Source organism: Maribacter sp. Asnod2-G09, assembly GCF_045063795.1.
GTDB lineage: Bacteria > Bacteroidota > Bacteroidia > Flavobacteriales > Flavobacteriaceae > Maribacter.
In genome coordinates, this window is record NZ_JBEFOA010000005.1 from 1,815,400 (window position 1) to 1,838,979 (window position 23,580).

The 23,580-nt window shown below is 36.7% G+C and carries 14 protein-coding genes and 1 tRNA gene; 14 read left to right on the forward strand and 1 reads right to left on the reverse strand.

The features are described from left to right. Window positions 1-267 precede the first annotated feature (267 nt). The 11 genes from ACJJVT_RS19855 (at window position 268) to ACJJVT_RS19905 (ending at window position 20,000) form a co-directional block, all read left to right on the forward strand. Window positions 268-3,459 carry a SusC/RagA family TonB-linked outer membrane protein gene (locus ACJJVT_RS19855; RefSeq protein WP_405400979.1) on the forward strand — a complete coding sequence of 1,064 codons (3,192 nt, stop codon included), beginning with the start codon at window positions 268-270 and terminating at the stop codon, window positions 3,457-3,459. A gap of 12 nt (window positions 3,460-3,471) precedes the next feature. After that, entirely contained in the window at window positions 3,472-5,223 is a 1,752-nt protein-coding gene (locus ACJJVT_RS19860) for a RagB/SusD family nutrient uptake outer membrane protein (protein ID WP_405400980.1), read from the forward strand. A gap of 97 nt (window positions 5,224-5,320) precedes the next feature. Next, window positions 5,321-6,730 carry a sulfatase gene (locus tag ACJJVT_RS19865; protein WP_405400981.1) on the forward strand — a complete coding sequence of 470 codons (1,410 nt, stop codon included), beginning with the start codon at window positions 5,321-5,323 and terminating at the stop codon, window positions 6,728-6,730. A gap of 12 nt (window positions 6,731-6,742) precedes the next feature. Further along, complete coding sequence (locus ACJJVT_RS19870; RefSeq protein WP_405400982.1) at window positions 6,743-8,023, forward strand: MFS transporter; 1,281 nt, start codon at window positions 6,743-6,745, stop codon at window positions 8,021-8,023. A gap of 9 nt (window positions 8,024-8,032) precedes the next feature. After that, complete coding sequence (locus tag ACJJVT_RS19875) at window positions 8,033-9,190, forward strand: mandelate racemase/muconate lactonizing enzyme family protein (protein ID WP_405400983.1); 1,158 nt, start codon at window positions 8,033-8,035, stop codon at window positions 9,188-9,190. A 12-nt stretch (window positions 9,191-9,202) separates the two neighbouring features. Next, entirely contained in the window at window positions 9,203-10,969 is a 1,767-nt protein-coding gene (locus ACJJVT_RS19880; RefSeq protein ID WP_405400984.1) for an arylsulfatase, read from the forward strand. Between the two features lie 168 nt (window positions 10,970-11,137). Further along, window positions 11,138-13,213, forward strand: coding sequence for a glycoside hydrolase family 127 protein (locus tag ACJJVT_RS19885; protein WP_405400985.1), 2,076 nt, complete (start codon window positions 11,138-11,140; stop codon window positions 13,211-13,213). Between the two features lie 17 nt (window positions 13,214-13,230). Further along, window positions 13,231-15,117: a CRTAC1 family protein gene (locus ACJJVT_RS19890; protein WP_405400986.1), complete on the forward strand. Its 1,887-nt coding sequence runs from the start codon at window positions 13,231-13,233 to the stop codon at window positions 15,115-15,117. A gap of 52 nt (window positions 15,118-15,169) precedes the next feature. After that, window positions 15,170-16,741, forward strand: a complete 1,572-nt coding sequence (locus ACJJVT_RS19895; RefSeq protein WP_405400987.1) for an arylsulfatase — start codon at window positions 15,170-15,172, stop codon at window positions 16,739-16,741. 109 nt (window positions 16,742-16,850) lie between these two features. After that, a complete protein-coding gene (locus ACJJVT_RS19900) occupies window positions 16,851-18,503 on the forward strand; it encodes a sulfatase (RefSeq protein ID WP_405400988.1) in 1,653 nt (550 codons plus the stop codon). A 12-nt stretch (window positions 18,504-18,515) separates the two neighbouring features. Next, a complete protein-coding gene (locus tag ACJJVT_RS19905) occupies window positions 18,516-20,000 on the forward strand; it encodes a sulfatase-like hydrolase/transferase (RefSeq protein ID WP_405400989.1) in 1,485 nt (494 codons plus the stop codon). 88 nt (window positions 20,001-20,088) lie between these two features. On the opposite strand, the gene ACJJVT_RS19910 is transcribed toward ACJJVT_RS19905, so the two are convergent. Further along, window positions 20,089-20,161 (reverse strand) — tRNA-Met (locus ACJJVT_RS19910). Window positions 20,162-20,356: 195 nt separating this feature from the next. On the opposite strand from ACJJVT_RS19910, the gene ACJJVT_RS19915 reads away from it, so the two are divergent. The 3 genes from ACJJVT_RS19915 (at window position 20,357) to ACJJVT_RS19925 (ending at window position 23,543) form a co-directional block, all read left to right on the forward strand. Continuing rightward, window positions 20,357-21,721, forward strand: a complete 1,365-nt coding sequence (locus ACJJVT_RS19915) for an alanine/glycine:cation symporter family protein (protein ID WP_405400990.1) — start codon at window positions 20,357-20,359, stop codon at window positions 21,719-21,721. Then, window positions 21,708-22,592: a GTPase Era gene (gene era, locus ACJJVT_RS19920; protein WP_073240368.1), complete on the forward strand. Its 885-nt coding sequence runs from the start codon at window positions 21,708-21,710 to the stop codon at window positions 22,590-22,592. Before ACJJVT_RS19915 ends, era begins: the two co-directional genes overlap by 14 nt. 219 nt (window positions 22,593-22,811) lie before the next feature. Then, window positions 22,812-23,543 carry a NeuD/PglB/VioB family sugar acetyltransferase gene (locus tag ACJJVT_RS19925; protein WP_405400991.1) on the forward strand — a complete coding sequence of 244 codons (732 nt, stop codon included), beginning with the start codon at window positions 22,812-22,814 and terminating at the stop codon, window positions 23,541-23,543. Window positions 23,544-23,580 lie beyond the last annotated feature (37 nt).

Below are 23,580 nucleotides of genomic sequence, written 5' to 3' on the forward strand. Positions count from 1 at the left end.
AGACTTTATTTTTTGATATGTGTTTAAAATGCGTGTGTCATAATATTATATTCGCAAAATTTAACCCTAAAATTTAGTAAGAAATCAAAAAGGTTAGAATAATGCTAGTACTAGGTAATTTTTTGGTGTTAAAACAGAGCAGCTTCCGCTTCTTTTGTAAAAGAATTGTTAAAGATGAGTTAAGGGTATTCCGTATTCGACTCAAATTCAAACAAGTAAACATAATGAAATACTTAAACTAAACTTAAATTAACAACAGAAAGCTTTATGGAAAAATTGAAAAAAGCAATCGCTAAAAAAAACAACCCTAGGTGGGGTGGTTTTTATTTTAAAGAATTTCATAGAATGAGACTTTGTGCTTTTCTATGTGCATTCATGAGTATTACAAGCGTTTTGGCGCAAGATGTAGTAATCTCAGGTACTATTTCAGATGCTCAAGGCCCTTTGCCGGGTGCAAGTGTTGTAGTAAAAGGTACTACTACTGGTGCTCAAACAGATTTTGATGGAAACTACTCCTTAACCGTAAACAATGGTGAAGTATTGGTTTTTTCCTATATCGGTTATGCAACACAAGAAGTTTCGGTTGACGGCCAGTCTCTAATTAATGTAACTCTTGAAGAAGACGCTTCTAAATTAGACGAAGTAGTCGTTTTAGGGTATACGACCAAGAAAAAAGGGGAAGTTACCGGTTCTGTAAGTACCATTAGTAGTGAGGCTATAGAACAGTCTTCTAGTAAAGATATTGCCAAGTCATTGGCGGGTAGGGCTTCGGGTTTAATTATTAGTGACCGTGGTGGAGTTCCTGGTGCTGGCAATGGTGCTGGCGGCAATACGGATGACGATGCTACTACCATCTTAATTAGAGGAAAGTCCACTCTTGGAAATAACAGTCCATTAATACTTATAGATGGTGTTCCTTCAGATTCATTCTCACAATTGGCTCCACAAGATATTGCATCGCTTACCGTACTTAAAGATGGGTCGGCTGCGATTTATGGATCACGAGCTGCAAACGGGGTTATTTTGGTAACCACTAAAAGAGGTAAGAGCGGAAAGCCAAAAATTAATTTCTCTAACTCTTTCAATATTTCATCTTTTACTAAACGACCAGAATTGATGAATGTCAATCAATTCGCTACGTATGAGAATGAAATAAATGCAAGGGTTAATGGCGCCGATGCTGACCCAGTGTTCACTCCTGAGCAAATTGCGGGTTTTCCAAATACCAACTGGGCTGATGAAGTTTTGGCAAAAAGCGCACCAGAATCGAGAACTTCTCTTTCTGTATCTGGGGGTACCGATAAAGCTAAGTATTTTGTTAGTGGTGATTTTATTGACCAAAAGGGTTTGTATAGTTCTGGTGCGTTAGGTTTTAAGCAATACCAGCTACGTTCTAATATCGATGTCAATTTATCGGATAGCTTTAAATTAGGAGTGGATTTGTCAACGCGTTTTGGCAAAAGAACTGCACCAGGTGTAGATGCCAATAATATCTACAAATTAATTTATGGTTTACCACCGAACGAAATAGCTAGATTCCCAAATGGATTGCCAGCACGTGGTGGCGATGAGGGTAATCCAATTTTAACCTCTAGTAATGACTCTGGTTTCGAAGATAATTTTACGAACACCATAACAGGTCGTTTTACGGTAGATTGGAATTTAGATAAAATTTTAAAAGGTCTAAGCATCAAAGGATTTACAGGATTCAGAAAAATAGAAAACAATACAAAATCTTGGTACACACCATGGACATTTTACGCACAATTGGATGATGGAACTTTTGAACCTAGAATTGGTTCTAACCAGCAAGGTACAGAACGTATTTTGACCGAAAGTTTTAGCAAATTTGATGAGCAAATTTATAACGCACGTTTACATTATGATAATACTTTTGGCGACCACTCCATAAGCACCTTTGTAGGAATGGAAAGGTTGACGAACGATGCAAATAATTTCTTTGCTACAAAAGTTGGCGGATTTCCTGATGCTAGTAGAGGAGAATTGTTTCAAGGTAACAATGATGACAGACAGTCGTCTGGAGGAACTAGCTCTGAATTTAAAAGACAAGATTTCTTTGGGTCTCTATCTTATGATTTTAAGAAAAAATATTTTGTTGACTTTACAATGCGATATGATGGGTCTAGTAGATTTGGTGAAGGTAATCGTTATGGAACATTTCCAAGCGTTGCTGCATCTTGGGCAATAGACAAAGAGAGTTTTTTAGAAAATGTAAGTTGGATCGACGGTTTAAAACTTAGGGCTTCTTGGTCAGAAATGGGTAATGATCGTATTGGTGCCAATCAATTCCTTTCCTTATTTGATCTTGGAACAAATACAGGAAACGCAAATAACCCATTAGGCACAAGATTTCCAAATTACTATGTTTTAGGTGCAGGTGGAGAAAGTTTTTTCAATACCTATAATCTTGCTAGGCTAGCAAATACCGATGTAACTTGGGAAACGGCTAAGCTTTGGAACGTAGGTTTGAACTTTACGTTTTTCGATAACAAATTATCAGGTGATGTCAACTACTACGAACAAGACAGGTCAGATATTTTAGTAAATAGATCAGGAGCAATTCCTGGGTTTATAGGATTGCAGAACAGTCAAATACCAGCTGAAAATATCGGTGAGACCAGAAGTTGGGGTTACGAATTTGAATTGGCATGGAACGACCAGGTAAACGATAATTTCTCTTATAACTTAGGAATGAACTTTACCAAGGCTCGTAACGAAGTAATTTCGTTACCAGAAGGTGAAAATATATTAGACTCTCAAAAGCAAAGTGGTAAACCTATAGATTCATATTTGGTTTATCCGACTGATGGAATTTTTAGAGATCAAGCCCAAGTAGATGCCACTGAAATAAAAAGAGACGGTACTGTAGAAGGGGAGCCTATTTATCTTGATATAAATGATGATGGTGTAGCCGATGCGAATGATTTTATTAGAACATCAACATCTAATATACCTCAAATTCAATATGGTATTTTCGGAGGCATCAATTACAAGTCCTTTGGATTAAATTTCTTGTTGCAAGGTCAAGCAGATGCAGAAACATTGGTATTCTTTGATCAATCAGGATCAAAACCAGAATTCGTATTTAACGAAAGATGGACGCCAGAGAATAGAAATTCAATTTATCCAAGAGCCTTTGCACAGGGTGATGCGATCAGCGGAGGGCAAGTTGATGGTACTTCAGGTTTTGCCGATATTTATTATTTTGACGCCTCTTTTGTACGCCTTAAAGAAGTTGAATTATCATATACCCTTAAGAGTGAAGTAATCAAGTTTGCTGATGTCCGCTTATTTGCTAGGGGGTACAACCTAGCTACTTTCTTCTCAGATATTTGGGATTTAGGTCTTGACCCAGAAGCTACGGGTTATAACAATTTTAGAGGAGCACGTTATACTCCGTTAAAGACATATTCTATAGGTGTTAATTTTAGTTTCTAAAAAAAAATAATCATGAAAAATTATAAATCAATAAAAAGATATAGTACGATAGTACTAACATTCATTCTCCTTACACTGGGGGCTTGTGAAGATAGTTTGGAAATAGATGTAAGGGATTCTTTTGCAAGTGATTTGGTATTGAGTACGCCCGAGCAAGTAGAATTACTAATGCTTACAACGTATAATAGTACAGAATCATTTGGGGCCGGAAGTCAATTTTGGGCCCGATACATGAATGTGGAAATAGCCTCTTTTGAAGCGAGAATGAATTTTAATGCGACAACACAGGCATTAGATCAATTTGCTGTACTAAGAGGGTGGACATCTGCAAATGTTGGTCAGTTAGGTCAAAAGTGGCAAGATTTATGGACCTATGTAAGACAGGCCAATGTATTTTTAGAATTAGTAGAAGGTAGTGAAGCACAAATAAATTATCCTGATGAAATTGAAGCACTAAAGGCTGAGATGCGTTTTTTAAGGGCTAACCAATACTCAAAATTATTAAAGTTTTTTGGGGGTGTGCCATTGTTGACTTCAGCGGCAACACTAGATGATGATTTTAATATTCCTCGTAATAGTTATCAAGAAGTTGTAGAGTTTATAGTAAGTGAAATTGATGAAATTGCGCCACTTTTACCTTTAACTAGAGATAGTGGAGAATTTGGTAGAGCTACAAGGTTGGCTGCTCTGGCTCTTAAATCTAGAACTTTATTATATGCAGCGAGTGATTTGCATGACCCATCTTTAGCTCCGCAGTCATCTAATTTAGAATTGTATACGTATAACAAAGCCGGTAAATGGCAAGATGCTGCTGATGCTGCCGCAGCCGTTATAGATTTGGTAGAGGATCGAGATTTGATCAGTACGCCAAATGCAAAAGCTTACCAAGAACTATTTTTATCAGAAAATCAAGATATCTTGTTTGCGAGACCTTTTGGGGGAAGTGTTTTCGGTTTCGGTACCGATGTTACTACCCAACCTGACAATGCGCAATCACCTAGAGGTTTTGATGGATGGGGTCTTTCTACACCATTGCACAACTATACATTAATTTATAATATGAACGATGGTAATACCACCGATAGTCCTTCTTATGATACTGCAAACCCGTATGAAAACCGTGAAATGCGTTTTTATGCCAATATCAATTATCAAGGGGCGATTTTTAGAGGAAGACCAATTGATTATTCTATTTCTGTAGATAACACGGTTGTTCCAGATGGTTTGGACTCTTTTTCACAAGACCAACAAACCTTAGGTAACTTTAGACACGGATCTACAACTGGGTATGCAATGCGTAAATTTCAAAATGAGGCATTAGGTACAGATGTAAAACAAGCTAGCCCAGGAAGACCTTATATCATCTATAGACTTGCAGAAATTTATTTAAATTATGCAGAGGCTTCATTTAGAGCTGGTGATGAAGAAACGGCAAGAAGGTATGTAAGTAGAGTTTCAGAAAGAGCTTTACAACCAGCTATTACAGCTAGCGGACCAGAACTTTTAGAAGCCATAAAAAGAGAACGACGCGTAGAACTTGCCTTTGAAGGTCACAATTTCTTTGACGAACGACGTTGGTTAAATGAAGATAACCTTGGCTTTGACGTGCAAGGTTTGCGATGGGCAAAAGATCTTGATGAAAATGTTTCTTTCGAAGAGTTTACTATTGAAACAAGACCATTTGATCAAAAACAGTACTACTTGCCAATACCGCAATCAGAAACAAATAGAACTGAGGCACTTATTCAAAATGTAGGGTACTAATTAGTTATTACTTATTTCATTTGAATACGATAAAAAGCCGGGGCATGTCTCCGGCTTTCCTTCACTAAAGTATTTTGAACATTAAAATAGAATAGTAATGAATAAAATAATATTCGCAACAGTTTGTCTTTTGACCTTGTGTTGTTCGGCACAAGAAAAACCCAATATCGTGCTCTTATTTTCTGATGATGCAGGTTATGCCGATTTTGGTTTTCATGGCAGCAAAATAATGAAGACACCCAATCTAGATAAACTAGCAACCCAAGGGGTGCGCTTTTCACAAGCGTATGTTTCTGATCCTACATGTGGTCCGTCAAGGGCAGGGTTGATTACAGGTAAATATCAACAACGATTTGGTTTTGAAGAGAATAATGTACCTGGTTATATGAGTGCTGTATCTGCAGCTGATGACCGAGAAATGGGTGTGCCTGTAGAAGAAGTTACTATTGCCGACTATTTAAAGAAGCAAGGATATGCCACTTCATTTTATGGAAAATGGCACTTAGGTGGCGATGACCGTTTTCACCCAACAAAACGCGGTTTCGATGAGTTTTATGGTTTTAGAGGTGGCGCAAGAAGTTATTTTCCATATTCAGATGCACCAGCAAGTGAAATGGATTTAATGGAACGCGGATTTGCAAATTTCGTAGAACCAGAAAAATATTTGACAGATGCCTTGGCAAAAGAATCTGTAGATTTTATAGAAAGAAACGCAAAAGCATCTAAACCATTTTTCACCATACTATCGTTCAATGCGGTTCATACCCCTATGGATGCAACCGAAGATGATTTAAAACAATTTCCTGGTTTAGAAGGTAAACGGAAAACTGTTGCCGCCATGACTTTGGCACTAGACCGTGCTTGTGGTAAGGTATTAGATAAATTAAAGGAATTAGGTATTGAAGACAATACCATTGTAATTTTTACGAATGATAATGGCGGACCTACAGATAAAAATGCAGGAGTAAATTATCCGTTAAGCGGCACTAAATCAAGTCATTTAGAGGGCGGTATACGTGTGCCATTTTTAATGAAGTGGCCAGGTAAGGTAAAACCGAATTCAGTATATGACTACCCTATAAGTACATTAGATCTGCTACCTACATTTTATGCTGTAGCAGGCGGTAATGAAAAAGAACTAAAAGATATTGATGGTGTAAACCTTATACCTTACATCAATGGCATAGATAAAAATAGACCACATGAAACGCTTTTTTGGAAAAAAGATGCCAGGGGTGTTATTCGTAAAGGAGATTGGAAACTTATAAGATATCCAGATAGGCCTGCAGAACTTTATAATATACCGGCAGATATTTCAGAAACTAATAATGTGGTAGCAGACCATCCTGAAATGGTAAAAGAACTTTTTAAAGAGCTTTTCTCTTGGGAACTTACCCTTGAAAGACCTCGTTGGATGCTGAAGAAGTCTTTTGAAAAAGTCGATATAGATCGTATGGATCGGTATAGAGATCAATCAAAGTATTTAAACGGAGAAACTAACAAATAGAAATCAAATCTTATGACCAAGAAACGATATAATATGCTTGCCTTAATTTTTGGTAGTGTAGTTATCAATTATTTGGACAGAACGAATATATCGGTTGCGGCTCCGGCTATAAAAGAAGCTTTGAATCTTTCATCGGTACAGTTAGGGTTAATATTTTCCGCTTTTGGGTGGACTTACGTTGCGCTTCAAATACCAGGAGGTATCGTCGTTGACAAAATCGGTGCTAGATTGTTATATGGTCTAATGCTTTTCTTTTGGTCGATATCGACCCTGTTACAAGGTTTTGTAAATTCATTTATAGTCTTGTTAGGTTTACGAGCCAGTATTGGAATATTCGAGGCACCAGCATATCCCGCAAATAATGCCATCGTTACCAAGTGGTTTCCTGAAAATGAAAGGGCTTCTGCAATAGCTATTTATACTTCGGGGCAATTTATTGGATTGGCTTTTTTGTTTCCTGTTCTTACCGTAATTCAAGATCAATTGGGGTGGCGAGGCTTATTTATAGTATCGGGTATTATAGGTGTACTTTGGGCTATTGTTTGGTATGCTTTTTATCGTGATCCAGATAATCATAAATCGGTAAGTACCGAAGAGTTGGCGCATATAAGAGAAGGCGGTGGTTTGGTAAAGGCAAGTAATTCATCTGCTGAAAAAACAAAATTTAGCTGGTCAGATTTAGCGCAGGCATTTAAGCACAGAAAATTGTGGGGAGTATATCTTGGTCAATTTTGTGTAGGATCCGTTTCTATATTTTTCTTGACATGGTTTCCTACCTATTTAGTAGAATACCGAGGATTAGATTTTATAAAATCGGGGTTCTTGGCATCGTTACCTTTTCTTGCAGCATTCGCTGGGGTTTTACTTTCTGGGTTTACATCAGATTATTTAATAAAAAAAGGAAAATCTATTGAGTTTGCGAGAAAAACACCTGTATTATGTGGGTTACTATTATCGGTAACGATTATAGGTGCCAATTTTACAGATGATACTTTTTATGTCATTTTGTTTATGACCCTAGCTTTTTTTGGCAATGGTTTGGCATCGATAACATGGGTGTTTGTGTCACTAATGGCGCCAAAGCATTTAATTGGATTAGTAGGCGGAGTGTTTAATTTAATAGGTGGATTATCTGCGGTAATAGTCCCTGTAGTAATAGGAATCTTGGTGAATGATGGAGATTTTAGTCCCGCATTATATTTTATAGGTGCCATAACACTTCTTGGTTTTTTATCCTTTTTGTTGGTTGTTGGCAAAGTAAAACGAATAGAAGTGGCAGAACCCTTAGCATAAAAATTATATATGAAGATTACGGCAGTAAAAACATTTCCCATCAATATTGGATTTGGTAGTCAATTGATTATTAAAGTAGAAACCGACGCTGGTTTTTACGGCTGGGGAGCATCAGGTCTTTCTGGTAGAGAGTTAGCGGTTATAGGTGCAATAGATCATTTTAGACCTAATTTAATAGGTAAAGACCCTCGACAAATTGGGGCTATTTGGCAAGATTTATATAGAGGGCAGTATTTTGAAGGAGGTCGGGTATTAACTGCGGCTATTTCTGCAATTGATATTGCCTTATATGATATTAAAGGTAAATCTTTAGGTGTGCCTGTCTATGAATTGTTAGGTGGTAGACAAAGAAACCATGTAGACTGTTTTGCATCGTTAAGATTTACTACCGAAGAAGAACTCATTAGTAGAGCTCAGGTTTTAATCAAAGAAGGTTGGAATGTGCTTCGCTTGGCACCTGCGGAATATGAGGAGAACAGTCAAGCTGTTTTTGAACCTAGAGAGTCCATTGGAAAAATATCAAAATGGATTACAAAATTAAGAGAGGTAATAGGGCCTGACCCGGTTATAGGTATCGATTATCACCATCGTCTTTCAGCGGCCGAGACGTTTTCATTTCTCTCAAAAATGCCGCATGGAACTTTAGATTTTATTGAAGAGCCTATTAGAGATGAAACGCCAGAAGCATATGAAAGTCTTCGTAAAATGGTAGATATACCATTTGCTATAGGAGAAGAATTTGCAAGTAAATGGCAGTTTTTGCCCTATATAGAAAGAGGTATAACACAATTTGCTAGAGTAGATGTTTGTAATGTGGGCGGTATAACAGAAGCGATGAAAGTTGCTGCTATGGCAGAAGCACATTATATTGACTTAATGCCGCACAATCCGTTAGGTCCGATCTGTACTGCGGCTTCTATTCATTTGGCAGCAGCATGCCCCAATGTAGCATGGTTAGAGGAAATTAATACACCTGCAGAACAACCAGGTACCAATGCTGCTGAATTTTATCCGACACAACCCAAATTAGATGGTGCTAAATATATTATACCAAATGTGCCAGGTTTGGGTGTTGAGTTTAATGAAGAATTAGCCTTATCGAAAAAATTTATTCCAGTAGAGACGCCTCGCTTAAAAAAGAGAGACGGATCCTATACAAATTGGTAAAAAAATAGAATTATGAGCACTCGCCTAAAGATTAGATTGTCAAGAATATTGTTAACTGTAACATTTGTTTCTGCCTGTTCAATTTTGCAATCACAAGATCGCCCTAATGTTATTATTATGATGAGCGACGATCAAGGTTATGGTGATATAGGATCTCACGGTAACCCGTTTTTGAAAACCCCTAATATGGAATCAATTGGAGAGCAAGGTGCAGAAATGACGCATTTTTTTGCGTACCCAAATTGTTCTGCATCTCGTGCAGCAGTTTTAACAGGTCGATACCCATATAGAACTGGGGTGACTGCAGTAACTCAGGTAGATCATTTTATGAATACTTCTGAAGAGACCTTGGCAGAAATTCTTGCAGAGAACGGATACAGAACGGGTATTTTCGGAAAGTGGCACTTAGGCGATAATGCACCGATGAGACCAACAGATCAAGGTTTTCAAGAAGCTTTGGTGCATAAAGGTGGCGGAATAGGGCAGGCTGCAGGTCCTGCAGGAAACTCGTATTTCGATCCAGTTTTAGAGCATAATAATGTTTCTAAAAAGTATGAAGGCTATTGCGATGATATTTTTACTGAAGCCGCTATAGATTTCATCGGTCAAAAAAACAAAAAACCTTTTTTAGCTTATTTAGCGACCAATCTTCCTCATTTCCCATTACAGGTTCCTGATGAACGTGCAGAACCTTATCGTAAAAAAGGATTGCATGAAGACAATGCGCTAACCTATGGAATGATTGATAATATAGATTACAATGTTGGTCGTGTATTAGAAAAATTAAAGGAACTAGGTATAGAAGAAAACACGATCGTCATTTTTTTATCTGACAACGGTCCAAGAAATAGAAGAACTAAAAACGATGTATACCCTGGTCGTTGGACGGCTAATTTAAGAGGGACTAAAACAAGTGTATATGAATGTGGAATAAGGGTGCCGTTTTTTGTCAGATGGCCAGGCAAAATAAAACAAGGTCAAACTTCAAAAACCATGGGTACTGTGATCGACATTTTGCCCACCATACTTGATGCTTGTAATGTACAGGCACCAGAAAATATTAAAATCGACGGTAAATCTCTTTTGCCATTATGGAAAGGTGAAACCGACTCTTTTGAAAACAGCTTATTTTTTACCCAAATGCATTATGGCCCTACACCTTTTAAATACATGCATTTTGCAGTTAGAGGTCAAAAATACAAATTGATCAGTCCGCATGATTTTCCACATGGTATTTTATACCAACCTAAAGATGAAGAATTGCAACAAGTACTTTCAAATTTAGAGCTCTACGATGTTGAAGAAGATCCAAGCGAAAGAATAAATCTTGCTACAAAACACCCTGAAATGGTAGACCAGCTATTGGCTGAATATGAAAATTGGTTCGATGAGGTTACCGAAGAACGCGATGCCAAAGGCATTCAAAGAATACATTTAGGTACCGCGCAACAACCAGAAGTAAACCTTTCTAGATTTGATTGGGGAGGACCACGGGTAATTTCAAAAAACGAATTGGGGCATTGGCGGGTTACTACAGAATTAGGGATGTATACTGTAAGTTTAGATTTACCAGAGGTTGCTGCCGATGGTATTGCACATTTAAAATATAATGACCTTCACCTTGAAAAACCAATTCGTAAAGGTCAGGAAAATGTAGTATTTAACGATATTTCATTGCTAAAAGGGGAAGGTAATTTTCATGCCTATTTTAAAATTGGTAGGTTGGCAACAGGACCGCTTTTTGTCGATGTAAAACGAATTGATATTAAAGGGAAGTAAAGACATGTTCTCACTTATAAGAAATGTAGTGCTCTTATAGCAAAGAGTAATTAGAGATTTTCTGAGTTTTAAATAAAGGGTAATATAGTGTAGGTCTTAGTTAATAATTACATCACCCTTTATACTGAATTTACGTTACTTGTAATCCTTATTTCAACACTCAATAAAATGAAAAAAATAACTTTACTCAGCTTATGTCTATTTGCCTTATTCTTCTCTTGTAAAGAAAATAAAGAAACGGCATCAACAGATATAAATCAAAATAAGAAAGTTTTAGCACTTGATAAAAACGGTGGTATAGTAAACAATACAAATAGTCCGCATGTTAAACTTAAAAGCATTGATATAGGCGATTGTCGCTGGACCGAAGGTTTTTGGGCAGACAAATGGAGAGTCGCCGAAGAAGTCATGATTCCGCATATGGGAGAAATCTTAAAAGGTGATGTGGGTCATGGATATAATAACTTTAAAATTGCGGCAGGGCTAAAAGAAGGAGAACATAAAGGGTTTTGGTGGCATGATGGGGATTTTTATAAATGGATGGAAGCCAATTTGTACTTGTACGGTGTAAACAAGAATGAAGCTATAGCAAATGAACTTGATGAAATCATTGAGGTTATTGGTAAGGCACAACAAGAAGATGGTTATTTGTCAACCCCTATTATAATTAATGATACCATTGATCCTTTTACCAATAGAAGGTATCATGAGTTGTATAATAGTGGGCATTTATTGACTGCGGCTTGTATTCATAATCGTGTTACAGGTAAAACTAACTTTTTAGATATCGCAATTAAACATGCAGATTATTTATACGAGTTATTCGTGCCAATACAAGATTCATTGAAAAGATTCGGTTTTAATCAAACTCAAATAATGGGTTTGGTAGAGCTTTATCGTACTACAAAAGATGAGCGCTATTTAGAACTTGCAGAACAGTTTATTAACCTTAGGGGAACGTTTGATATTGTTGAAGATTCTACGACAAAGGGTTATCCTATTGGTGATATGGTTCAAGAAAGAGTTCCGTTAAGAGAAGAGACAGAAGCAGTAGGTCATGCGGTTTTAGCACTTTATTATTATGCCGGTGCCGCAGATGTTTATGCTGAAACAGGCGAGAAAGAATTAATGGATGCTTTGAACAGACTTTGGGATAATGTAACGAACAAAAAAATGTACGTTACCGGTGCAATAGGGCAAACACATTATGGTAGGTCATCTCGATTAGATAAAATTGAAGAAGGCTTTATTGATGAATATATGATGCCTAATATGACTGCGTATAACGAAACATGCGCCAACATTTGTAATTCAATGTTCAACTATAGAATGTTGACGTTGAGCGGAGATTCTAAGCATGGTGATGTTATGGAGTTGGTACTACATAATAGCGGACTTTCAGGTATTAGTCTTGAAGGTAAAGATTATTATTACTCCAACCCTTTACGTAAAGTTGATGGCGCTTTGGATTATGATAAAATGAATGTTGAGTTTCCTGAGCGTCAACCTTATCTAAAATGTTTTTGCTGTCCGCCAAATTTAGTGCGTACCATAGCAAAATCTCCAGGTTGGGCGTACAGTAAATCAGAAAATGGTATTGCCGTAAACTTATATGGCGGTAATAAACTTGAAACAACCTTGTTAGATGGTTCGGCTATTAAACTGAATCAAAAAAGTAATTATCCTTGGGAAGGAGAAGTAAAGATTACAATAGAAGAAACTAAGCCAGAGGCTTTTGAAATGTTATTAAGAATACCAGCTTGGGCAGAAGGTAGTACACTTAATGTTAATGGCGAAGCAATTGAAAATGTAGTAGCTGGCAGTTTTGCTAAAATAGAACGTGAGTGGAAAGCTGGCGATGTTATTACGTTAGATATGCCAATGGATGTGAAGTTTATAGAAGGGCATCCTAGAATAGAAGAAGTTCGTAACCAAGTTGCCGTTAAAAGAGGACCTGTGGTTTATTGTGTAGAATCTGCCGATTTACCAAAAGACACTAGCATATTTGATGTGTATGTTAAAGGTAGTAACGAATTGAAACCAACTTATAGACCAGATTACCTTGGTGGTATGGCTACCTTAGATGGTGAGTTTATGATCCGTAAAGACAAAGCCTTAGGAATGTATCAAGAGGTAGGTATGCCAAAATTTGACACTTATAAAACCCATTTAATTCCATACTACGCTTGGAGTAATCGAGGTGTTGGTGAAATGACGGTATTTATGCCTATGATTTGGAATTAATCAAAACTTCTGATTTCATGAAAAGCAATAATATGCAGTACAAAACAAAGGTGTTTGTAATTATCAATATTATTTTTTTAGGGTTTGTATTAAATGTATGGTCTCAAGAAAAAGCGGACGTAGCATCTTTGTTCAAAGAGAATTTAGAAGATTTTCCTAGAAAAGAAGTGAATCTTAGAAAATGGGATGCTCCCGTAGTTGCGGATTTAGATAAAGATGGTTACCCAGATTTAATTCTAAACGATCACGGTCTAGGTATCAGTGTTTGTTGGAATAACAAAGGCAAATTCGCAAAACCTTATGATGTTATCATGGGTGATTTACACGGGGTTGCTATTGGTGATTTCGACTTTGATGGTGTTAACGAAATGGTATTGTCTAGAGGTGGAGGGTCTGGTAGCAACGCACGTAACTCAAAAATGTATAAAATTACTAAGAAGCGAGAGTTTATACCTATGCCAGATTTTAATGTTCCGTTAGAAATGATGAGAGGCAGAACCTTAAAATTTTTTGATGGTGATATGGACGGTGATTTAGATCTGTTGAATTTTGCTTTTCCATCCAAAGAAAAAAAAGGGCAATCTGAAAATTACATTTATGAAAATGATACCCAAGGTCAACTTCTTTTAAAAGCTACTTTGCCCATGATAAAGGCAGATGGACAAAAATCTACCTTAACTGACTTTAATGATGATGGTATTGTAGATGTACTTTTATATGGAAACGGCAAGGTTAAAATTTACCAAGGTAATGGTGACTTAACTTATGTTGAAAAAACGAATGTTCTTCCTTTTGATATAGAAGAGGTCACGGCTATAAGTGAAATCGATTTTGATAATGATGGCGATTTTGATTTGATCATGACCAGAGGTAAAGAATTTGAAATCGGTGAAACATTTTTAAACAAGGAAACCCAAACTTGGGGATTTTTCACTAAACGGGGAGATTTTCAATTTCAAGATTTATTAGTTGGTGATGTCCTGAATATAAATAATTTTCAGTCGCAATGGCCATTTAACGATGCATATTATATCGGCGAATCTGCCTACAAATATGAATTTTCAGGAGAAACACACTCTGGAAAAGACATACGTTTGGTGAATAGCAATGCATTAGGTTTTCCAGATGTATTAAATCCAGAAGGTGGTATACATGTTGGGTACGTAGGGAATGATAAGTGGCGTATTGCCGGTAGTACTTTTGCACCAACTACAGGTGCAATAATAGGTGTTAAAGAATATCCTGACTATAAACACCCGAAGGGGCTTTCAGATGTTCTGTTAGAAAATAAAAATGGAAAATTTGTAGATGTAACAAAAAAAGCAAACCTTCTGCTAGAAGATCATACCGTAGGTGTTTCGGTTGCAGATTTTGATAATAATGGATCAGAAGATATACTAGTTATTAGAAGAGGTGAATTGGTCTTTGAAAACAACGCGGTTATCTACTTGAATCAAGGTGATTCTACATTTAAGCAATTAAATTATAATGGAATTTCAACTTCGGATATTGGATCAATGGGTATGGCTGTAGAAGTGTTAGATTATGACTTAGATGGCGATGTTGATGTTGTCATTGGCAATGAGCGAGGTAAATGGCACTTATTTGAGAATTCGGAAATTTCAAAATCCAAAAATAAATTTATAACTGTTGAGGTAGGTAACGCACCTTCAGGAAAAGCAACGGCATTAGGAGCATTGGTGAGGCTTACTAATTGTAAAAACAAACAATTAAAAAGAGTAGGGGCTACAGGTTCTGCTTATTCATCATCTTTTAATTCGTTCATGCATTTCGGCACAGGTACTTGTACTGGAACTTTAAAGGTAAGCGTAACTTGGACTAATGGGGAAAATGCTACTGAAAATTTTCATAATAACACTAAGGTCTTTGTTGGAAAAAAATAATTTATGTTTAATAATTCTTTAGAGTACAGTTAGACTATTAGCCTTTTAAAATATGGAATATATACTGCTTAAATTTTCTAGAATTGTTTTTGGGTTTTTAATACTACTTGTTGTAAGCTGTAAAAATGATTCTAAAGTTAAAAATGTAGAAATTACTGAATTCGATACGAAACCTAATATTGTTATTATATATGCAGATGATTTAGGGTATGGTGAATTAGGTGCTTATGGGGCTACAGAAATTAAAACACCTAATATAGATATGCTTGCAAATGGTGGTTTGCGTTTTACCAATGGTTACGCATCTTCTGCAACTTGCACACCTAGTAGATATGCCTTGCTTACGGGTATTTACCCATGGCGAAATAAAAGAGCGAAAATATTACCAGGTACAGCGCCATTAATTATTGATACGGCTCAGAATACGATTCCTAAAATGTTGAAAAAACAAGGGTACCATACAGGTATCGTTGGTAAATGGCATTTAGGTTTGGGTAGTGGAGATGTAAATTGGAACAAACGTATTGCTCCAGGACCTAACGAAGTAGGTTTTGATTACAGTCATATTTTAGCGGCAACACAAGATAGGGTGCCTACAGTGTATATTGAAGATGGTCGTGTAGTAAACCTTGATCCAAACGACCCTATTCAAGTAAGCTATGAAAAGAATTTTGAAGGAGAACCAACGGGGTTGGAAAATCCGGAAATGCTTAAAATGAAATGGCATCATGGGCACAACAATAGTATTGTAAACGGTATTCCTCGTATTGGTTTTATGAAAGGTGGAGAAGCTGCCAAATGGGTAGATGAAGATATGGCCGATTATTTTTTGGCCGATGCGCAAAACTATGTTAAGGAACATAAAGACAATCCTTTCTTCCTGTATTATGCAATGCAACAACCACATGTTCCAAGAACACCGAATAAACGATTTGTTGGTTCGTCAGGAATGGGACCAAGAGGCGATGTAATTGTTGAAGCGGATTGGATGATAGGTGAATTTATTAAAACATTGGAAAAAGAAGGTATTCTTGAAAATACACTGATTATATTTTCAAGTGATAACGGTCCGGTGATAAATGATGGATATTACGATGAAGCCGTAGAGAAACTAGGAAACCATAAGCCCGCTGGACAATTACGAGGTGGAAAATATAGTCTGTTCGAAGCAGGTACTAAAGTTCCGTTTTTCACCTATTGGAAAGGTCATATTGAACCTGCGGTCTCAGATGCTATGGTGTCTCAATTAGATTTGTTTTCATCTTTGGCTTCGCTTGTAAATAGTAAAGATAGAACAAACGACAGTCAAGAATTGATTGATCTCTTTCTGGGTAAAACAGATAATGGGAGAGATGAAATGGTTATTGAAGCCGCTTCTAGAACAGCTTTTAGGCAAGGGGATTGGGCAATGATTCCACCTTACAAAGGTCCGGCCGTAGCTAAACAAGTCAATATCGAGCTGGGTAATGCAAAAGACTATCAGCTGTATAATTTAAAAGAAGACATTTCCCAACAAAATAATCTTGCCGGTAATAATCCAGAAAAACTTCAAGAAATGATTTCTGCATTTGAAGCTATTCGTGGAACAAAAAAAGAAAAAGTACAGCAACTAGAGTTGAAATAAGATTCAATAATAAAATGAAAGTTTCATTTTTAAAAATCTAAGAACAGATTTTTGGAGGCTTTCTATAATGTTAAGTGAAAAGCATATTACAAAATAAAAACGCATTAGTATGAAAAGAATATACTTATTTATTCTATTAAATATGTTACTATTAAGCTGTAAGGCTCAAATAGAAAAACCATCAGACGACTCTGTTAATAAACCGAATATTCTTTTTATTGCGATAGATGACCTTCGTCCAGAATTAGGCGCTTATGGGTCAGAAGTTGCAATAACCCCAAATATGGACGCTCTTGCGGCTCAAGGCCTTTTATTTAATAACGCCTATTGTCAAGAAGCTATTTGTAGTCCATCTAGGGCTAGTGTAATGACGGGTGCACGACCAGAGACTATTAAGGTCATTGAGAATTTCTCTTATTTTAGAGACCTAAATCCAGATATCGTAACCTTGCCTCAACATTTACGGACAGAAGGTTATGAGACCGTTTATGCAGGCAAAATATTTCATCCTGGGTATACGGATGAGGAACTCTCATGGAGTAGAAAAGCATATTCAGGACCTAATGTAGCGGCAATGCCAGAAAGGGTAAGAGGGTATGTACTTCCCGAAAATCAAGAGATGTTCAAGAAAAACCGAGCTGAGGTTGTTGCCAAATACGGTAAAAATGCACCAAGAAATGGTTTAGGCAAAGGTCCGGCTTATGAATTCGCAGATGCACCGGATAATACTTATGAAGATGGTCATAATACAGAATTGGCGATTGAGACCATGAAAGAAATGTCAAAAAACGAAAAGCCATTTTTCTTGGGGCTTGGTTTTTTAAAACCCCATTTAGAATGGATAGCACCAAAGAAATATTGGGATTTGTATGAGGGTAAAGATTTGCAATTGACAGGTCAACATGAAGGTCCGAAAAATGGTGCCGCAATGGGTCTTCACGCTTCGTTCGAATTACGTGCAAGAGCGGATATTCCTAATTATGGTGATATTGATGAAGAGCAGGCTAAAAATCTAAAACGTGCTTATTTAGCAACGGTAAGTTATGTTGATGCACAAATAGGTAAGATGTTAAAGGCCTTGGAAGAAGAAGGGTTAAGAGATAATACGATCATTATGCTGTGGAGCGATCACGGTTGGCATTTGGGCGATATGGGTATTTGGGGAAAGGCTACTAACTACGAGATAGCAACTCGGGTGCCATTAATCGTTTCAACACCTAACATGCCAGCAGCTGTAAGGGGAACTAAGACTGATGCTTTAGTTGAGTTAGTGGATATGTACCCGACATTATGCGATTTAGCGGGAGTTTCAATACCAGCGACTTTAGAAGGGCAAAGTTTTAAACCTTTATTGTCTGATCCAAACAGAAAATGGAAAGAGGCTGCATTTACTCAGTTTCCTAGTCCGGCATTACGAGAATGGGCTGCTAACCCTTTATCTAAGGGAATGAGAGAAACATCTTTTGGACCTTTATTAGAAGAAGTTGAAGAAAAAATTAAGCTACAACAAGGTGATAAATGGAATAGAGACCTCTTTGAAAATAGATTAATGGGGTATTCTATGAGAACGGCCGACTATCGTTTTACCCTTTGGAAAGATTATACCGACAAAGAATCTGAACCCGTATTTTTTGAACTGTACGATCACAAAAATGACCCTACAGAAACAGTTAATATCGCAAATGAAAAGCCTAAGATAGTGCAAGAGCTCTTGGCTCAATTTAATAAGGGTTGGCAAGGTAATATGGCGATACTTAATTAATAATTTAAAATCATGAAAAAATATATCTTCAGCTTCGCAATCGGTCTTTTTTTATTAATCTTGGGTAATAGCTGTAAAGAAGTCAAAAAAGATGATGTTGCCCAATTGGTTCAAACAGATAAAAGACCGAATATTATACTGATCGTAGCAGATGATTTAGGGTATGCTGATGTGGGTTTTAATGGCTCAAAAGATATTACTACTCCGCAATTAGACGAACTGGCAGCTAACGGTACAATTGCAACTTCTGGTTATGTTGCTCATCCATTTTGTGGTCCGAGTAGGGCAGCATTATTGACAGGTAGGTATCCGCACACAATTGGTTCACAATTTAACTTGCCGGCAAATAGCGAGGTAAACATAGGTAAGGGTATACCGCTACAAGAAACTTTCATGAGTAAAATGCTACAAAATGCCGGTTATACAACTGGGGCGATTGGCAAATGGCATTTAGGCGCAGTAGCCGATTATCATCCGAATAAAAGAGGGTTTGATGATTTTTATGGATTTTTAGGTGGTGGTCATAAATATTTTCCAGAGGAATATACGGCAACCTATAATAAGCAAAAAGCAGCAGGGCGAGAGGTTATTTTCGATTACCTAAAACCTTTAGAGCATAATGGGGTAAATGTAGAAAACCCGACAGAATATCTAACAGATGAGCTATCTAGAAAAGCGGTCGACTTTGTAAAAACTTCCAGAACCGACGAAAATCCCTTCTTTTTGTATTTGGCATATAATGCACCACATGTACCTCTCGAAGCAAAAGCAGAAGATTTAGAGTTGTTTAAACATATTGAAGATAAAGACAGAAGAACGTATGCTGCCATGGTGTATGCCGTTGATAGAGGAGTGGGTGAATTAGTTAAAGCGCTGAAGGCTAAAAAAGAGTTTGATAATACACTTATCGTATTTTTAAGTGATAATGGAGGCAAACTTTCTAAAGGCGCAAATAATTACCCTTTAAGAGAAGGAAAAGGAAGTACATGCGAAGGTGGTTACCGCGTGCCAATGTTTTTTCATTGGTCAGGTACAATTGCAGCAGGTCAGAAGTTTGATAATCCTGTCTCTGCATTAGATTTTTATCCTACGTTTGCGACATTGGCCAACACTTCTATTCCAAAGGACAAAAAATTAGATGGTAAAGATATTTGGCAAGATTTACTTAGTGGTATCAACCCGAGAAAAGATGAGCCTGTATTTGTTTTAAGACATAGAGAAGGGTACAGTGATGTTGGTGTAAGGCAGAATGAATGGAAGGCACTTAAAACGAATAAAAACCCTTGGAAACTTTTTAATATTGAAAATGACCTAGGCGAGAATAATGACCTGAGTAAAGAACATCCAGAGCAGTTAAAGCAAATGGTTTTAGAGGCTCAGAACTGGAGTAGGACCCATACAGAACCACAATGGTTCGATCCAGAAGAATTACAAAAAGATTGGGAGGAACAAGAAATGGCAAAGTTTAATGGAACTTTTGAACTAGAAGAAAATTAAATAATAGAGGGTAATCTATTTTTGTAATTACTTTATTCAATAGGATATAACAAAAAAGCCACTGAATTTTCAGTGGCTTTTTTCTTAGTAGCGGGGACTGGACTCGAACCAGCGACCTTCGGGTTATGAGCCCGACGAGCTACCTACTGCTCTACCCCGCGATATGGGTTTTTATCTCACTTGTCTTGCGACTTCAGGTCATTAAGCTGACGAGATAAAGGTGCGCTACTATTTGTAACGGGCTGCAAATATACAACACATTTTCTCTATATTCAAAACTTATTTTAATAATATTTTTTGAGGAGCATTATCTTTTAAAAAACATTAAATCCATAACTTCGGTTTTTTACAATTCTATGGATACAATTAACGACTTTATAGCCAGCGCACTACCGTATACCGAGTGGCCAATGTTCTTATTATTAATAGGTGGCGGACTCTTTTTGGTTTTTTATTCTAAACTAATGCCGTACCGTTTTTTCGGTCATGCAATAGCTATTACGGCGGGTAAATATGATAATAAAGACTCAAAAGGAGATGTAAGTTCTTTTCAGGCTTTATCGGCAGCTGTGGCAGCAACGGTCGGTTTAGGTAATATATCAGGAGTAGCCATTGCAATACATGACGGTGGTCCCGGGGTAGTTTTTTGGATTTGGATGACCGCATTGATAGGTATGTGTATTAAATTTTACTCTTGTAGTTTGGCGATTATGTATCGTGGTACAGATTCTGAAGGCAAGTTACAAGGTGGTCCCATGTATTATATAACAAAAGGACTGGGTGAAAAAGCTCGACCGTTAGCTATATTTTTTGCGGTTTGTGGGCTATTCGGATTTTTAGGTGTTTTCACTGCCAATCAGTTTACAGAGACATTTATGAGTGTTGTTGATCCTGGGGCGACTATAATAGATATGAGTGATGAAAATTGGAAATGGACCATTGGTTTAGTTTTGGCTGTAATAACTTCTTTCGTAATTTTTGGTGGATTGACCAATATAGCCAGAGTAGCATCTGCTATTGTGCCTTTTATGGTAGCTGTATATTTAATTGCAGTTATTGCGGTAATGGTGATGAATTCAGGTCAAATATTACCGGCTTTAAAAATGATAATTACAGAAGCTTGGAACTTTAAGTCGTTGGCAACTGGCGGATTTTGGGGTCTTGTTATAATAGGTGTCCGAAGGGCAATGTTTTCTAACGAGGCAGGTTTAGGTAGTGCGCCAATGTATCATGGGCAATCTAAAAATGATGAACCTATACGCGAAGGTCTGGTGGCGATGCTAGGTCCGTTTATCGATACCATATTGGTATGTACGTTTACAGCGATTGTTATCATATTAAGTGGAGCTTATTTAGAAGATTCTAGTGGTATAGTAATGACCTTGTCTGCATTCGAAAGAACATTATTTGGTTGGGGAGATGTATTGTTAATGGTTATTGTAACTGCCTTTGCATTATCTACCTTGTTTACCTATTCCTATTATGGTGTAAAATCATTGTCTTTCTTGACAAATGCCAAAATTGGTAGATTTTATAACTGGTATTTTGTAATAATGATTGTCTTTGCAGCAGTGGCATCATTAGAGTTGGTAAAGAATTTAATTGATTTGTCTTATGCACTAATGGTGATACCCAATATGATTGCCGTACTTTTGTTGGCTCCAAAGGTAAATGTGGAATTGAAGAAATATATATTAAAGTATAAGGATGGCAGATCATAAGGCAGGCTTCGTGAATATTATTGGTAATCCTAATGTTGGTAAATCAACGTTGATGAATGCATTTGTGGGTGAAAAATTATCCATAATTACATCAAAGGCACAGACAACTAGGCACCGTATTTTAGGAATTGTAAATGGGGATGATTTTCAAATGATCCTGTCCGATACTCCTGGTATTATTAAACCAGCATATCAGCTTCAGAGTAGTATGATGGATTTTGTTAAATCTGCCTTTGAAGATGCCGATGTACTATTATATATGGTTGAGATAGGTGAAAAGGCGTTAAAAGATGAAGCTTTCTTTGAGAAAATAAAGAATAGTAAGATTCCAGTTTTATTGCTTTTGAATAAAGTAGATACGGCTACGCAAGAATTACTGGAAGAGCAAGTACAATATTGGCAAGAAATGTTGCCAAGTGTAGAGTTGCATCCTATTTCTGCGTTATCTAATTTTAATGTAAAAGGTGTTTTTGAGCGCATTATAGAATTGTTGCCAATGTCACCTGCATATTATCCTAAGGATCAATTAACAGATAAGCCAGAACGTTTCTTTGTAAATGAGACCATCCGCGAGAAAATCCTATTGAACTACAAAAAGGAAATTCCGTATGCAGTTGAGATAGAAACCGAAGAGTTTTTTGAAGACGAAGACATTATTCGTATGCGTTCGGTAATTATGGTTGAACGAGATTCACAAAAGGGGATTATCATAGGTCATAAGGGAGCTGCATTGAAAAAAGTAGGTGTAGAATCGAGAAAAGATTTAGAAAAATTCTTTGGTAAGCAAGTCCACATAGAGTTGTACGTAAAAGTGAATAAAAACTGGCGTAGTAATTCACGTCAATTGAAACGTTTTGGGTATAATAAGTAGTCGGTTGATGTGCTAAGCTAATATTATCTTTTATTTTTTAATTCAGTCATTAAATTTGATAATCTAGGAGTGTCTAGTTGTCAGACGATTGGATTCTTTCGCCTTTGTTTATTGACTTTTTTCAAATTATTTTTACCTCAATTTAAGGTTTAATTCATCTTTTAAAAAAGAATAGTCTATTTTTGATTTATCGATTAAGTGTACAAAATCCCCGATGAAATGCAAAATGTAATTATTTTTGGAGCCTCAGGTCATGGTAGTGTTGTGTTGGATTGCTTAGAAAAAGAGGGTAAATATAATGTTGTAGGTTTTGTAGATTCTTTCAAGCAAAAAGGGACAAGTATTAATGAGTATCAAGTTTTAGGCTCTGAAATAGATTTGCCATTTTTGATTGATAGATTCAATATCGTGGGTGGTATTGTAGCTATTGGCGATAATTGGATAAGAAAACTTATAGTCGATAAAATTTTTAAAATAGTACCCAATTTTAGTTTTATAAATACAATTCATCCTAAGGCTATTCTTGGAAAAGATATTCTCTTGGGTTGTGGTAATGTGTTTATGCCTGGTGCAATAGTAAATGCAAATTCTATTGTACATGACTTTTGTATTATAAATACAAATTCTTCTTTAGGTCATGATGGTATAATGGATTCATATTCAAGTTTAGCTCCCTCTGTATGTACGGGCGGAAATTTGAAACTAGGTAGGTTCTCTGCAGTTAGTCTAGGAGTAAATATTATAAATGGTATTGAAATAGGTCAACATACTGTTATTGGAGCTGGTTCGCTTGTTGTGGATCATTTCGGGGATAACGTTCTTGCATATGGTTCACCGGCGAGAATTGTTCGCAAAAGAGCTGCGGGAGAACCTTATTTATCTGCACCTAAAAAACAACAACTTTATAAATTTGAAAGTTTTGATGATATTCAATCAAATCTCTCTATTTAAGATATATAGTGTAGTTGCCACTTTAAATATTACCTTT

Excerpts from the sequence above, each read along its gene's own strand:
- ACJJVT_RS19875 (WP_405400983.1), top strand. The coding sequence starts at position 8,033 with ATGAAGATTACGGCAGTAAAAACATTTCCCATCAATATTGGATTTGGT.
- ACJJVT_RS19900 (WP_405400988.1), top strand. The coding sequence starts at position 16,851 with ATGAAAAGAATATACTTATTTATTCTATTAAATATGTTACTATTAAGC.
- ACJJVT_RS19855 (WP_405400979.1), top strand. The coding sequence starts at position 268 with ATGGAAAAATTGAAAAAAGCAATCGCTAAAAAAAACAACCCTAGGTGG.
- ACJJVT_RS19870 (WP_405400982.1), top strand. The coding sequence starts at position 6,743 with ATGACCAAGAAACGATATAATATGCTTGCCTTAATTTTTGGTAGTGTA.
- era (WP_073240368.1), top strand. The coding sequence starts at position 21,708 with ATGGCAGATCATAAGGCAGGCTTCGTGAATATTATTGGTAATCCTAAT.
- ACJJVT_RS19895 (WP_405400987.1), top strand. The coding sequence starts at position 15,170 with ATGGAATATATACTGCTTAAATTTTCTAGAATTGTTTTTGGGTTTTTA.
- ACJJVT_RS19925 (WP_405400991.1), top strand. The coding sequence starts at position 22,812 with ATGCAAAATGTAATTATTTTTGGAGCCTCAGGTCATGGTAGTGTTGTG.
- ACJJVT_RS19890 (WP_405400986.1), top strand. The coding sequence starts at position 13,231 with ATGAAAAGCAATAATATGCAGTACAAAACAAAGGTGTTTGTAATTATC.
- ACJJVT_RS19880 (WP_405400984.1), top strand. The coding sequence starts at position 9,203 with ATGAGCACTCGCCTAAAGATTAGATTGTCAAGAATATTGTTAACTGTA.
- ACJJVT_RS19885 (WP_405400985.1), top strand. The coding sequence starts at position 11,138 with ATGAAAAAAATAACTTTACTCAGCTTATGTCTATTTGCCTTATTCTTC.
- ACJJVT_RS19860 (WP_405400980.1), top strand. The coding sequence starts at position 3,472 with ATGAAAAATTATAAATCAATAAAAAGATATAGTACGATAGTACTAACA.
- ACJJVT_RS19905 (WP_405400989.1), top strand. The coding sequence starts at position 18,516 with ATGAAAAAATATATCTTCAGCTTCGCAATCGGTCTTTTTTTATTAATC.
- ACJJVT_RS19865 (WP_405400981.1), top strand. The coding sequence starts at position 5,321 with ATGAATAAAATAATATTCGCAACAGTTTGTCTTTTGACCTTGTGTTGT.
- ACJJVT_RS19915 (WP_405400990.1), top strand. The coding sequence starts at position 20,357 with ATGGATACAATTAACGACTTTATAGCCAGCGCACTACCGTATACCGAG.